The 13,455-nt window shown below is 58.5% G+C and carries 11 protein-coding genes and 5 pseudogenes; 6 read left to right on the top strand and 10 right to left on the bottom strand.

Going from position 1 to position 13,455, the window contains the following annotated elements; genetic code table 11:
- The first annotated feature begins 64 nt into the window (after positions 1–64).
- Both GC127_RS03385 and GC127_RS03380 read left to right on the top strand, forming a co-directional pair.
- A complete protein-coding gene (locus GC127_RS03385) occupies positions 65–703 on the top strand; it encodes a LysE family transporter (protein ID WP_151976449.1) in 639 nt (212 codons plus the stop codon).
- A gap of 198 nt (positions 704–901) precedes the next feature.
- The gene (locus GC127_RS03380; RefSeq protein ID WP_151976447.1) at positions 902–1,441 is read left to right on the top strand and encodes a recombinase family protein; all 540 of its coding nucleotides are present in this window, start codon (positions 902–904) and stop codon (positions 1,439–1,441) included.
- Between the two features lie 115 nt (positions 1,442–1,556).
- Here GC127_RS03380 and GC127_RS03375 read toward each other — a convergent pair.
- Both GC127_RS03375 and GC127_RS03370 read right to left on the bottom strand, forming a co-directional pair.
- Positions 1,557–2,276, bottom strand: a pseudogene (locus GC127_RS03375) (transposase); the annotation flags it as partial.
- A gap of 63 nt (positions 2,277–2,339) precedes the next feature.
- Positions 2,340–2,525, bottom strand: a complete 186-nt coding sequence (locus tag GC127_RS03370; RefSeq protein ID WP_199861173.1) for a nuclear transport factor 2 family protein — start codon at positions 2,523–2,525, stop codon at positions 2,340–2,342.
- Positions 2,526–2,648: 123 nt separating this feature from the next.
- Between GC127_RS03370 and GC127_RS03365 the strand changes: the two genes are divergently transcribed.
- On the top strand, positions 2,649–3,875 hold the full coding sequence (locus tag GC127_RS03365; protein WP_151976445.1) for an IS256 family transposase: 1,227 nt from the start codon (positions 2,649–2,651) through the stop codon (positions 3,873–3,875).
- 191 nt (positions 3,876–4,066) lie between these two features.
- The gene (locus GC127_RS03360) at positions 4,067–4,786 is read left to right on the top strand and encodes a bifunctional 2-polyprenyl-6-hydroxyphenol methylase/3-demethylubiquinol 3-O-methyltransferase UbiG (protein ID WP_151976443.1); all 720 of its coding nucleotides are present in this window, start codon (positions 4,067–4,069) and stop codon (positions 4,784–4,786) included.
- A gap of 57 nt (positions 4,787–4,843) precedes the next feature.
- Here the strand turns inward: GC127_RS03360 and GC127_RS03355 are convergent.
- Positions 4,844–5,776 (bottom strand): annotated as a pseudogene (locus GC127_RS03355) (IS5 family transposase).
- A gap of 313 nt (positions 5,777–6,089) precedes the next feature.
- Between GC127_RS03355 and GC127_RS03350 the strand changes: the two are divergent.
- Entirely contained in the window at positions 6,090–6,434 is a 345-nt protein-coding gene (locus GC127_RS03350; RefSeq protein WP_151976441.1) for a hypothetical protein, read from the top strand.
- 346 nt (positions 6,435–6,780) lie between these two features.
- Positions 6,781–7,298, top strand: a pseudogene (locus GC127_RS03345) (IS6 family transposase); the annotation flags it as partial.
- Between the two features lie 61 nt (positions 7,299–7,359).
- Here the strand turns inward: GC127_RS03345 and GC127_RS03340 are convergent.
- From GC127_RS03340 to GC127_RS23075, 7 genes and pseudogenes are all read right to left on the bottom strand, one after another.
- Positions 7,360–8,181: a DUF1629 domain-containing protein gene (locus tag GC127_RS03340; protein ID WP_199861190.1), complete on the bottom strand. Its 822-nt coding sequence runs from the start codon at positions 8,179–8,181 to the stop codon at positions 7,360–7,362.
- Positions 8,066–8,371, bottom strand: a pseudogene (locus GC127_RS03335) (toxin-activating lysine-acyltransferase). The gene GC127_RS03340 and the pseudogene GC127_RS03335 overlap by 116 nt, the downstream one beginning before the upstream one ends.
- 306 nt (positions 8,372–8,677) lie before the next feature.
- Positions 8,678–8,884, bottom strand: a pseudogene (locus GC127_RS23085) (IS3 family transposase); the annotation flags it as partial.
- Positions 8,885–9,300: 416 nt separating this feature from the next.
- Complete coding sequence (gene istB / locus GC127_RS03325; RefSeq protein ID WP_199861172.1) at positions 9,301–10,065, bottom strand: IS21-like element helper ATPase IstB; 765 nt, start codon at positions 10,063–10,065, stop codon at positions 9,301–9,303.
- A 13-nt stretch (positions 10,066–10,078) separates the two neighbouring features.
- A complete protein-coding gene (gene istA, locus GC127_RS03320; protein ID WP_151976437.1) occupies positions 10,079–11,617 on the bottom strand; it encodes an IS21 family transposase in 1,539 nt (512 codons plus the stop codon).
- Between the two features lie 110 nt (positions 11,618–11,727).
- Positions 11,728–12,222 (bottom strand): IS110 family transposase, encoded by a 495-nt coding sequence (locus tag GC127_RS23080; protein WP_254699982.1) that lies wholly within the window; start codon positions 12,220–12,222, stop codon positions 11,728–11,730.
- Positions 12,174–12,806 carry a transposase gene (locus tag GC127_RS23075; RefSeq protein ID WP_254699981.1) on the bottom strand — a complete coding sequence of 211 codons (633 nt, stop codon included), beginning with the start codon at positions 12,804–12,806 and terminating at the stop codon, positions 12,174–12,176. The genes GC127_RS23080 and GC127_RS23075 overlap by 49 nt, the downstream gene beginning before the upstream one ends.
- Positions 12,807–13,455 lie beyond the last annotated feature (649 nt).

Below are 13,455 nucleotides of genomic sequence, written 5' to 3'. Positions count from 1 at the left end.
AACGAAGCCGTTATTGTCAAAACACACATTTGGCGTTTATCATCTGGCAAAAAGGATCTGTTCCGTGGATTTGGTGCTCTCTCTTGGAACGATAATTCTTGTGAATGTCGCCGCATGGATAACGCCCGGTCCTAATATGCTCGCGGTCATGACTGCATCGTTAACGCTTGGCCGCAGGCACGGCTTGGCAACGGGTTTCGGTCTGGCATGCGGAGCGTTGGTCTGGTCAATTTTCGCAGTTTTAGGGGTAGCGATCCTATTTGATCTGTTCCCAAGAGCCGTGATTGCGCTTAAGCTCGCCGGTGCCACTTATCTCGTCTGGCTCGGTATCAAATGCATAAATGCCGCCAGAAAACAAGATAATGCCATGGGCTTGACCGAGGCACCGGACCGCGCGATCAGGCAATCGTTCAAATCAGGGTTCGTTGTCAGTATGACCAACCCAAAGGCTGCGCTTTTCTTTGGATCAGTTATGACGGCCTTTATACCGGCCACCGCGTCAAACTGGTTCTTGGCCTTAGTCGTTGTGATCTGCGGGCTGCTTGCGGTAGTCCTACATTCGATCACGGCGACAGTATTTTCCACTAGTGTCGCCATGCGTGTGTTTCATAGATTCCAAACAGCGATTTCCTATGCCTTCGGTGCAATCTTTATCGGCTTAGGTGGATCTATCGCCTACGCTGCGCTGCGTCGCACCCCGTAGGTTTAGGTTCAGAAGAGCCAATAGCTGCAATTTGTTTGAATGACCGCTGATGGACATAAACCCCATGACAGAACTTACCTGCCAAAAACGGCCATTTTTGCCGGTCCGCCCTGCCCTATGCAGGATCAACGACTTCGCCGTGACATAAACCCCCGGCAAAACCTTTGCGGTTTTGGTAGGATTTTGTCACAGTGCGGCATGATCATCGGATACGCCAGAGTCAGCAAGGACGACCAGAACCTGGATGCCCAAACCGACGCGCTGACAGCGGCCGGGGCTGGCAAGCTGTTTGCGGACAAGATCAGCGGATCGAAGCGTATCCGGCCCGAGCTGGACAGGATGCTGGACCAGCTCCGCGACGGCGACGTTGTGACCGTCACCAAATACGACCGCTTGGCCCGGTCGCTGAAAGATCTGCTGGAGATAGTGGAGACCATCGGCGAGCGCGGTGCCGGCTTCCGGTCCATTGCCGAGGACATCGACACCACCACGCCGGCCGGCCGCCTCACGTTCCACATTTTCGCATCCATCGCCCAGTTCGAGCGGGAGCGGATTTCCGAGCGGACCAGGGAAGGGCTGGCGTCAGCTCGCAAGCGCGGCCGGATCGGTGGCAGGCCCCCTGCACTGTCGCTCGCCCAAAAGATCGAGGTTCGGCGCATGAGAGATCAGGAGCAGCGGGGCATCCAGGAGATAGCGCGTTTGTTCAAGGTTAGTGAGCGGACGGTGCGGCGGGCCTAGGACCTGCCCTGACAAGCATCTGCATCGCGCAGCCTGAAATGATCTTTTATTACAAGTAAGTGAACAACCTGTGCCATACCCCAAAAAAAGGAGAAATTTGTGTCAGTCTATGCACCGCACCCGTGCCGGGGGATTTCTCGTAAAGGCGCGCATCCGGATCGGTGGTCGAGGCATGGGTGGTGTTGGACCGCATCTCGCCCTTGAAGTCGACCTCGGCATTGCGATGGCGGCGGCTGTTGCGGGGCATCGGGTCTGTCTCGGCTGGGGTCTCGGAAGGCGCGGGCTCAAGGGTGGTATCCGGGGCGGGCGGATCGCCCGGCCCTTCGTCGTCAGGCGGGGTCGCCTCGGCCTTCGGCTGGAAACTTTTCATCGACGCCCAAGCCTTGATGAGCGTTCCATCGACAGAGAAATGCTCGTCCGACAGCAGCGGCGCGACCTCGCGATGCGCCAGGATCGCTGCCATCACCTTGTGCGACATGTCCGTCGTCAGCAGCCGGTCCCGGTTCTTGGTGAATACCGTGGGGACCCAGACCGGATCGTCGATCCCGAGGCCGACAAACCAGCGGAACAGCAGGTTGTAATCCATCTGCTCCATCAATTGCCGCTCCGACCGGACAGAGAACAGGATCTGCAGAAGGCCAGCCCGGATCAAGCGCTCCGGCGGGATCGAGGGCCTGCCGAAATCAGTGTAGAGCGTCTCGAAATCCGCGTCCAAGCTTGCAAGTGCGTCATTGACCACCTGTCTGATCTTGCGCAGCGGATGTCGCGGCGGGATGCGTTCCTCCAGATCGACATAGCTGAACAGCGATCCGCTCGTCTCGTCCAAACCCCGCATGATCACCCCCGCCGTTTCCGTGCCGAGGATGAATCATGTTCTCAAACCGCTGTCGAGGCGGGACTATTTCAGCGGCCTGTTAGTGGAGGCATTCGCCATCCACTGCCGGATTGCATCCCGTCCCGAGTATGTATTGCCCTCGTCGATAACGACAGCACCCGGTGCGAAGTTTTCGGATATCGCTGCGGCATTGCCCTTTCTTTCATTGGCAAAATATGCGGCGATCGTTGGGGGCAGTTGAATGGTCATGAGTCTTGCTCGTTTGGCAATGCGGTCGTGTCGCGGAGTTGGTGGAAATTTAAGGGCGGCGTAATCTCCGGGTGAACTGACACCCACCCAACCGGCGGCGGCAACCGCCAGGGAGATCACGCCATGAACCAGATTACCGACACCGCGAGCTTTGCGCTACTGGCCGGAGAGGCCGGGTTTGATCCGATCGAGGAGCGGCTGCGAGCGAACGTCCGTACGACCATAGAGGCCGTTTTCGAAGAGGAGCTGGCCAGCTTTCTCGGTAGGCTTCGCTACGGCCGGGAAGACGGCGCTGCGAAGGGCTATCGCCACGGGCACCGGGAGCGGCAGCTCACTGGCACCTTCGGCACCGAGACGGTGCGGGTGCCGCGCGCCCGGATCGAGGGCGAGGACGGCAAGGTGACGGAATGGCGGTCGAAGGCGCTGCCCCGTTACCAGCGGCTGACGAAGAAGGCCGAGGCCCTGATCGCGGCGGTCTACCTCTCCGGAACCAACACGCGCCGGGTCAAGCGGGCGCTGTTCGGGCTGTTCGAGGGCGCCGTCAGCAAGGACGTCGTCAGCCGCGCCTGGCGCAAGGTCAAGGTTGACTGGGACGCTTGGTGCGCTCGCGACCTCGCCGGGGAGGACATCGTCCGTCTGATCCTCGACGGCACCGTGATCCGGACGCGGCTGGACCGGAAGGCCACGAACATCTCGGTGTTGGCGGCCATCGGCATCCGCCGCGACGGCCAGAAGGTGTTGCTTTCCATCAGGAACATGGGCGGCGAGAGCACGGCCGCCTGGCGCCAGTTCCTCGACGATCTCGACGCCCGCGGCTTGAAACGGCCTGAATTCGTGATCGTCGATGGCGCCCCGGGCCTCGAGGCCGCGCTCGTGGCGCTGTGGAGCGAGGACCTGCCGATCCAGCGCTGCACGGTTCACAAGCACCGCAACCTCTTGGCCCATGCGCCGAAGCACCTCCACGACGAGCTGACCGAGGACTACCGCGACATGATCTATGCCGAAACCGCCGCCGGGATCGAGACGCGCCGCAAGGCCTTCCTGCGCAAGTGGCGGCTCAAGTGCCGGGCCGTGGCCGACAGCCTGGAAGAAGCAGGCGACCGGCTCTTCACCTTCACCCGCCTCGATCCGTCGCAATGGAAATCGGCCCGGACCACCAACGCCATCGAGCGCCTGAACGGGGAATTCCGCCGCCGCATCAAGACCCAGACCGTGCTGCCCTGCGCCGAGACCGTGCCCATGCTGCTCTGGGCGCTGTTCGCCTCTGGCCAGATCCAGATGCGGAAGGTCGATGGCTGGGAGACCCTGTCTCAGCCCATCGAACCGATGCCTCTTGACCTCGCCGCCTGAGAAACCGAACCTTCATATGCCCGGAGCACGCCGCCAGGGAAATTCCACAGCTTTCGCGACACGACCGGCAATGCGGATTAAAGACTGTCGCCAAGAGACAGTTCACGGTTCGAGCACGAAATAATCTAATTGACAATTCTAGATAGCCATACGTAATAATTCATAAATAGCAAAAGCTTAGGTGGAAGTACGTGACAGAATTTTTTAACTTCTTGCGCGAAATACCTCGTTACAGCGAAACGGCCAATGGCATTAAACGACTCAACCAAAGATATAAACTGATTGTAGAGCCCTTCCTACCGCAAATCAACGGCTCCCGCGTGCTGGATTTGGCATGCCATGACGGCCGCTGGTCCTATGCACTTGCGGCGGCAGGTGCCCGTGAAGTAGTTGGGGTCGAGGCACGCAAAGAATTACTGGACCGATTTGAAAGCTTCCCGGATAACCATTTCAAAGCACGGGTTAATCTCATTTGCGATGACTTATTCAGCGATCTCGAAGCTCGAAACACAAGGGGAGAAAGGTTCGATGTCATTGCCCTTTATGGTATTTTTTATCATGTAATGGACCATTTTCGAGTGCTGTCGCTCGTTTCCAATCTGCGACCTTCTCTCATTATCATTGATAGCGAATTCATTGTCACTGACAACGCGATGATTCAGGTTCTTAAAGAAGAAGTATCGAACCCGCTAAATGCCATTTCCAAGGGCCCGAACCAGACACACACAATTGTCGGAGTGCCAAGTAAGCGCGCGACTGAGTTTATGGCGGATGCCCTGAATTATAACACCTTTTGGGTTGACCACGCGCTTCTTCTGAGGGGTGATCGTGGTGGGATGCACGATTATTTTAGAGACGGGCGGAAAATCCGACACACCTGCGGGTTATTTCCTCAAGACAATCGCCTTTAACAGGGCATTGTTGCAGAAAGGCGGCTTGAGGCGTGAGTTCCCCTTTCCCCTTCTGATTCAGGCCACGCGGACGATCTCGGCGGTGCCGAGGGCGTTGAAGCGGTTCATGAGTGCGATGCGGATGTGGATTTCGGCGGTCTGTCGGTCGGGGTCGCGAGCGGCGATGCGTTCGCCAAAGGATTTGAGGCAGCGCATCTTCGCCTCTATCCGGCTTCGGGCGTGGTATCCTGTCCACCGCTTCCAGAAGGCTCGGCCATAATGTCGCGTGGCCCGCAGGTTTTCGTTTCTGGCGATCGCGGCTGGGCAGTCTTCCTTCCACAGCCGACCATTCTTGCGGATCGGGATGGTTGGGACCGTGCCGCGCGCGAGGATCACGCTGTGGCACCGGCGCCTGTCGTAGGCCCCATCGGCGATCACGTTGCCGATCTCTTCGTACTCGGGGATCTGGTCCAGCAGATCTGGCAGGACGGGGCTGTCGCCTTCTCGGCTGGGGGTGAACTCGACCGCACGGATGTTGGAGGTGGCGGCATCCATGGCCAGATGGACCTTGCGCCATTGGCGGCGGCCCTGCACGCCGTGCTTGCGGGCTTGTCACTCGCCATCGCCGAGAAACTTGATCCCTGTGCTGTCCGCGAGCAGGTTCAGCGGCCCGCCGGTACGGCGATCCGGAATCTGCACCTGCAGGGTCTTCTGCCTGCGGCACAGGGTCGAATACTCCGGGACGGGCCAGTCCAGTTCCGCTAGGCGTAAGAGGCTGGCAACCATCCCTGAGGCTTGCCTGAGCGGCAGCTTGAACAGCATCTTGATCGACAGGCAGAACTGGATCGCCGCGTCCGAGAAAACCGGCGGCCGCCCTCGACGCCCCTCATGCAGCGCGTACCAGGCCATCTCCTTGTCCAGCCAGATCAGCAGTGACCCCCGCTTCCGAAGCGCAGAGTTGTAGACGGACCAGTTGGTGGTGTAATAGCGGGCGGGCTTGGGCTTGCTCATGCCACCCGTCTAACCGGATGGATTCGTGATGTGAATCCTTTACGGCAAGAGTTCTGCAACAACGCCCTCCGCCGCACTGATGGAGGGGGTTTTGGTATACAAATGTGTTTGTAATGGTTATTGAATAAGACCGACGATCGAGACATGCGCCGAGACGATTTACCAACCGACAACTGGAAGCTTGACGAGACTTTGACTCTGCCGTCCTGTTCTCGTCGTAGGACATCCACTGCATCTGTTTACAAAGAAGAACTTGCTACAGATGTAACGAGAGTGTTGAGGTTCCTTGTGCAGACACAGTGGGGCAAGTCGCATGAACGAAAGACGCAGAACAAGGACTTATGACTGGATTCACTCGAGCATAAATGTTGCCATCGGTATATTGATCGTATTAGTGGCCGAAGGCTTGGCGAGGCTCGTCTCGACCGAATTTTGGCCACTTGCATTGGTCATCCCGATCTTGGTCGCGTGCCTTGTCCTATTCGAGAAGGTGTTCAACGGACTGATCGACTGGGAGTTCCCGAAAGAGACGGATTCCCCGCGTAAGTTTGATTCGAAAGGTGATACACCCATTGTGCGGCATCTTAGTCTTCCAATTGGCATCGTCGTCGGTCTGCTCTTTGCACTGCTCGATTGGACTGACCCTGTCTTTTGGTGAATTGAGATCTTGTGTAGACTGGTAAAGCTGGCTGTGGTCGCTCTTTGAGAAACGGAGTCCGAGCGTCTACTTGGTCCCTCTTAACGGCTGAGGAAGAAGCAGCAGCGGCATTTTGTGACTGCAATTGCGTTTCCTGGAATGGCACTGCCTGCGGGGGTGCAAGATTTCTCACAGGAGTCGGAGGTGAAGCCATGGAACCTCTATGCCAAATATCCAGCGCGGTTTGAAGCCAATGCGGTCGATATCCTGTACGAACTGACCGGAGATGGTACTGTCGCAAACTTTCGACGTTTTGAGTGCGCATGATATGTTAGCGTTGTCAGGGAGTTGGCAAGAGGCGGTTGGCGTGATCGCGTTTAAGGGCGTGCACTATCCGAAGTCCGTGATCCTGCACGCGGTTTCTTCTACCTCCGCTACGCCGTCTCCTACCGTGACTTGGAGGAGATCATGGCAGAGCGCGGTGTGAAGGTCGACCATGCCACGCTGAACCGTTGGGTGGTAAAGTTCGCGCCGCTGATCGCGGCCCGGGCGCACGCGAGGAAGCGGCCGACCGCCACATCCTGGCGGATGGACGAGACTTACATCAAGGTGAAGGGCAAATGGACCTATCTTTACCGGGCCGTGGATCGCGACGGCCAAGCCCTTGATTCCCTGCTTTCCGAACGCCGAGATCTGTCCGCTGCCCGGCGCGTCTTCAAGCGAGCGATCGGTACCAACGGCGTGCCGGACCGGATCGTGATCGATAAGAGCGGTGCCAACCTGGCCGGCCTTCAGGCGGTGAACGTGATCCTGAAGTTCACCGGCAACGGGCGCACCATCGAGGTGCGGCAGGTCAAATATCTCAACAACATACTGGAACAGGACTGCTGTGGTTTGCGAGCTCTTGAGGAATCAAATGGTGATTTTGAAGTGTCATAACTGTACCCTAATGCAGTTCTCGCTTAGCGAATGGGAGTTCGGTAAAACGCCATTCTCTGCAGCCTGCACCCTCTGCGACTTCTCGAAAGCGTTCAGTACAAATGACGTTGGACGTCACTTTATCTCGCCAAATCGGAAATTCGGCCACCAACTCACCGCTAATGAAGCGTTGTGTTTGTGCGGCTTCGGTATACTTCGAGCCGTCGCCTCTCTTAAAGTCGTAGAATTTGGTTTTCTCTTTGTCCCAACTATCCTGACGGGCTAGCAGGTTGGTGAGATAGTAGGGACCTCCCGGTAATGGCCCCTGTGTCGTTTCATTCCAGACCTCAGGCAATTCAATAAACTCGAAAACGTTAGGGAACTCATTGTCCAAAGAGCTTTTTAGTTGGCCCGAAAGTAATGGCATCCGGTCCAGCATCACCGCAAAATCTTCAACAACATCTCGGCTCACATTTGCATCCGTCTTGACAACACAGTTAAGAGCCAACAGATGTTCAATTGTTTCTGAAGTCAGTCTGCCGCCTTCTCTCACAGCAGTTTCAGACCACATCCCACCGGATGTAAAAGCGATATCTCGCCCTGGAACCCAAGAGTCTTCCGGATAGGGCTGCTTAATGATTCCTGAGCGATCACGCGTCGTTGACCATGTATAAAAAATTGGGTCACCGAACTCAAAATTCATACCAATCTCATAATACGGACCCGCAAATACTCTATCCGTTTCCAATGTTTTTAACCTTTTCGAAAAACTGTTTCTCAATCTCTGTTCTCTCAGCAAAGGGAGAGACACATTCAACGATGATGATGTTGGAACCAGATCGCCACTCATGCGGCTCAAGCTTCCGATTTCCACTTTCAAAGCGGTCTTTCACCTCATCCGAAACGGAAGCCTATGCAAGGAAGGCAACTGGCTGTTTGTCCTTCATGTAAATCTTGAACTGCTGCAGCAATATCGCTGGCGTGACCAGGTCTTCGATATCGCTGATCTTCAGATCACGATGCGCTTTGCTCACCGTCATAAGCCAAACAGCCTGACCCATGCTCGATGCGAACGTGGCCGTATCGGGGAATTTCTTTTCGCGTTCGTTCATTAGAGATATTCTTTAATCACATGTTTCAGTAGTAAGAAAAACTAAAGTCACCACTGACACTGCTCCTACGCCATTCAAGCCCACCAGCACACTCTTAGCGAGTGTTTTCGGTTTGGCAACTGGCGATGTCCAACAAAATTCACATTCCAGAGTAAACTGGCCGGGAAGGCGAAGAACTGCACCACACCCACAACAACTATGCTGCGCCGACACGCCATATGCTATAGGTCCGATCCGAACGAAACGACTTCTCCGGATTTCTGCCAACGGCTGCTCGTTTCCGATCGAACGGTCGTTGCGCGATCGCGGAAACCTGACAGGGTTGCTGCTTCGTGATACACCGAGCGCATCGCACATCCAACTCACCGGCCAAACCCCTCGGTGCTTCGCCATCGAGCCAGACATTGTGGTTGGTCCTTGGCGTAGCAGGTCGCTGTTCCTAAGAAACACCCGCGGTCTCTGGGATGGGCGCCAATGCGTAACCCATTATTTTGGCGCGCCGTTGGAGGTTTGACAGCACACGTTGCCTATGTCGTTCGTCATAGGCCGCGGCACCCTGATCCTGATAGGTCATGCCATGGCGGATGGCATTGTAGAACAAGACTGCGATCTTGCGCGCCGTGGCCGTTACCGCCTTTTGCTTGCCTATGCGCGATGACAGTCGCCGGTAAAACGCACCCAAGGCCGTGTCGCTTTTACCAATCGTTACGGCGGCCAAGCGCAAGAGAGCGGCCGCACGACTGGACGACCTCCTTGTGCGCGATGACTGCGTATTCCACGGAAGATGGGCATCGATTCCACGGCATTGTGGGCAGCCATTCCACGCCTCGGGCAGTCTGGCCGACGGGTGCATTGAGTCAGGCTCGACCTGTGGGGTCAAGCGGTTTCATCGTGGCGGCGCGCTTCCGCATGCTTTCTCCGGCGAGGGGCAGACGGTGGGCATTGTGGACGAGCCGGTCCAGAATGGCGTCGGCCAGTGTCGGGTCGCCGATGGCGTCGTGCCAGTGCTCGACCGGGAGTTGACTGGTGACGATCGTGGAGCCACGGCCGTGCCGGTCCTCCAGGATCTCCAGCATGTCCCGCCGCTCAGTTGATGTCAGGACGGCAAGGCCCCAGTCGTCGAGAATGAGCAGGTCGGTCCTGGCGAGCGCTTTGAGCATCCGGGCGTGTCGGCCGTCGCCTCGTGCGATGGCAAAGGCCTCGAAGAGACGCCCCACCCGATGGTAGGCGACGGCGCGACCGTCGCGGCAGGCCTTGTGGCCGAGTGCGCAGGCGATCCAACTCTTGCCGAGGCCGGTCGGGCCGGTGATGAGCAGGTTCTCGTGGCGCGTGATCCATGCACCATCGATCAGGTGAGCCATGACGGCGCGGTCGATGCCGCGCGGGGTGCGCAGGTCGAGATCCTCGACACAGGCGGCCTGGCGCAGGGCGGCGAACTTGAGGCGAGCGGTCAGTCGCTTTGCATCTCGTTCGGCGGCCTCCCGGTCAACCAGAAGGCCCAGCCGTTCTTCGAAGCTGAGGCTATCGAAGGTGGCCGGGGCGTGTCGCTGCTCGTCCAGCGCCTTGGCCATGCCGGTAAAGCCGAGGGCGATCAGGCGCTCGGAAGTGGGATGGGTCAGCAAGGTGGGTCTCCTTTCAATGGTAATAGCCCTGTCCGCGGATGTTCGAATGCTGGAGAGGACGCTGTTCGGGGTCTTCTTCGAGGAAGGCAGTGTCGAGCCCGTTCTTCAGGATCGATCTGATGGAAGCGACGGAGCGGGCCCGAATGGATAACCCGCGTCGGCAGGCGGCATCGAGGCGGATGGGCTCATAGCTCCTGGCCAGGGCGAGAACGCCAAGGCAACTTCGAAAGCCTTGCTCGGGATGAGGTCGGTCGGCCATCACAGCCTCGCAAAATGCCGCCACCGACGGACCGAGCTTTTCGGCCTGCGCCAATACTCGGGCTGGCGTCCATTCCGCGTGGCGACGGTGGGACGAGGGCATGTGCTCTGGGACCGTAATGTGGCTGCGTCGGCCGGGGCAGCGCGGATGGCTGGCAACCCGTTGCCCTTTATGGAAGATCTCAACGACCGCTCCGCAGACGCGGACATCAACCTCCTGCCGGATCAGCCCGAACGGCACGGAATACCAGGAGCTGTCAACCTCGACGTGATAGTCGGGCGCGACGCGGGCGCGCTTCCAGCGGGCAAACGTGTAGGGCTCCGGCGGCAGCGGCTGGAGGTTCGGCCGGTCGATCGTGGCGAAGAGGTCGGCGCGGCTGGCGCCATAGCCGCGCATGACGCGCACGTTCAATTCGTCCAGCAACCGCCGGATCGCGGCATTCAGATCGGCCAGAGAGAAGAAGCGCAGGTTGCGCAGCCGCGCCAGAATCCAGCGCTGCGCAACTTGCACGGCGACTTCCACCTTCGCCTTGTCGCGCGGCTTGTAAGGACGCGCCGGCAGTATCGCTGTGCCGTAATGGCTGGCCATCTCGGCATAGGTCCGGTTCAGGCCCGGATCGAAACGATCCGCCTTGAACACCGCCGACTTCAGATTGTCCGGCACCACGACCTTCGGCACGCCACGCAGAAAGGCGAACATTCGGACATGCACACCAATCCAGTCCTCGAGGCTCTCGGACGTCACGGCCTCAGCGTAGGTGTAGTTCGAAGCTCCCATCGCCGCCACGAACAGCTTCATCGCCCGGACTTCCCCGGTCGCAGGATCAATCACGTCAACCGTGTCACCCGCAAAGTCGACGAAGACCTTCTCGCCGCCGACATGCGTCTGTCGCATCGTCGGCCGGACCCGGCCCTTCCAGGCCTCGTAATGCTCGCAGAACCACGCGTAGCCGAAGCCATAGGGATGGGCCGCACGATATTCCTCCCAGAGCAGGGCGCGCGTGACCGATGGGCGCCGCAGCTCCCGATCCACGACGGACCAATCGGGCACAGGGCGCTCCCCGTCCGGCACCGACGGCGCGGCCGGGAATAACAGCAACTCGAGGTCGTCATCGGACAGAGCGCCGGGAAGCGGCCAAGTCAGACCCGCTGTCCGCGCCCGCCCGAGATACGCCCCAACAGTTCCCTTTCCAAGACCAAGCGAGGCGGCGATCGCCCTCTCGCTCATCCCCTGCGCATACTTCAACCGTAGCACATCTCGTATCCGGCGCATTGACAGTCGTCCCGTTGGCATCTCGGCTCCCTCGCTCAAAACGAGGCTCACCATAGCTTCAGACTGTCGGCCAATCCGCCCACGATCGCGTGGAACGGCTGCCCATCATCGCGTGGAAGCGCTGCCCATGATCAGCTGGAATGGGCGCCCATCATCCCGTGGAACACGCACGATGACAGCAACTTGCCGCCCGATATCTTGTTACCTGGGGCCAGACACAGCCACGAGGTGAAGTGCTTGGCGCTCTTCCACGCCCGCAGGTCCGTGCCGCATTCGGCAACCAGCTTCAGCGCGAGTGCAGGGCCAAGCCCGTGGATCTGGGTGAGATCGGTGCCCAGCACGCCATAGAGCGCGGCGCGCACATCGAACGAGGGCGCGTTGGCCTGCTTGCGTTTGGTCCGTGCCTTGGGCAGGGCCGGAATGTGCCCATCGGCCTTTACGGTCAGTGCCGCGACGGCCGCCGCCAGCTTGCGGTCACAGTCCCCGATCTTGGCCTGGTAGACGTCGTAAAGCTCCAGCGACTGGTTCAGGGCGAAGATGTGTTCGGCCCGATCATTGCCGACAAGGGCTGCCTTGATTACCTCGATGGAGGAATGGCAGCGGATGTCACGGTATGCGGCCAGCACTTCGGGGTCGCGCTCACCGGCGACGATGGCACGGATGATGCGCTGCCGGTGGCCCCGGTGATATCCGACACCACGTGGTGCAACTGCAGGTTCATCTCCATCAGCGCCTTCTGCATGTGCTGGATATGGGCGGCAGCATATTCGACCAGCCGTTCCCGCTGACGCAGATAGGCACGTAAGGTGGCAATCTCGGCGGCGGGGCGGAAACTGCCCCGCAAGAGGCCATAAGAATGCAGCTGTAGCAGCCAGCCCGCATCGCTGACGTCGGTTTTGCGCCCCGGCACATTCTTGGCATAGCGCGCATTCACCAAGATTACGTTGAACCCGCGCGCTTCCAGAACTTCGAACGCCGGGATCCAGTAGACGCCTGTGGATTCCATCGCCACGCTCGTCACGCCGCACGCGTCGAACCAATCTGCAAGGTCGTGCAGGTCTTGGGTGAATGTTCCAAAAGCCCTGACAGGCATGTCGCAGGCATCGGGGTTCACCGCAGCCATATGCATGGTCGATCCGATATCGATCGCCGCTGCCGCGGGGTTGACCATCTTCAGGTCCGGGTGGCCACCGGTCGCACTCTTCGTCATGGCATCTCCTCCGACAGGGAAGAAGGGCGTGGGCCATGCAAGTCCGTCATCTTCCTAACCGGGATCGTCACAGAATGGCGTCACCACTCTCAAGTGCGCATCAGCCCATGTGCCACGTTTTTTAACGGGGTCTGACCCTCCAATAAGCGATCGGCAACTGCCCTTCAAGCCGCCGAGGATAGCACAGGCTGTTTATACCGCGCACAGGCGGGCTGCGGCCCGTGACGGTTTTTTAGTTTTTTAGATTTCGTGCTCAGCCTTGAGCTTCGAGACTTCACTCCGAGGGTTTCTGAGTGCTTTCTGCCCTCATGTCAGCTTGCCACGACCTGGAAAAGCCGCCAGACCTTTAGCTTAGGGTCGTTTTGGTGAAACTGAGGCATTGATGGGCGCCCATACTGGTAATGAAAGGGATGCGGAAATGCGAATATTTGGATATCCAACTGTGTCAATGGCGCGGCACCGAGCGGCGGCGCTGTTTGTGACACTTCTTTTGGCTGGTTGCGGAACATCCAGCCCGCAGATTAATCCCACAACCCAGCTTTCCAACGACCCAATTTTGAACAGTGTCTATGCGGTCTTTGAAGACGTTTGCATAAACAGTGCGCCAGGTTTCCGCGAGTATCAAATGAGCGCGGCGTTTAGGAGAAGC

It is taken from the genome of Roseovarius sp. EC-HK134 (assembly GCF_902498815.1).
GTDB lineage: Bacteria > Pseudomonadota > Alphaproteobacteria > Rhodobacterales > Rhodobacteraceae > Roseovarius > Roseovarius mucosus_A.
The sequence above is the reverse complement of the archived record's forward strand: the minus strand, read 5'-3'. Positions and strand labels throughout refer to the sequence as shown.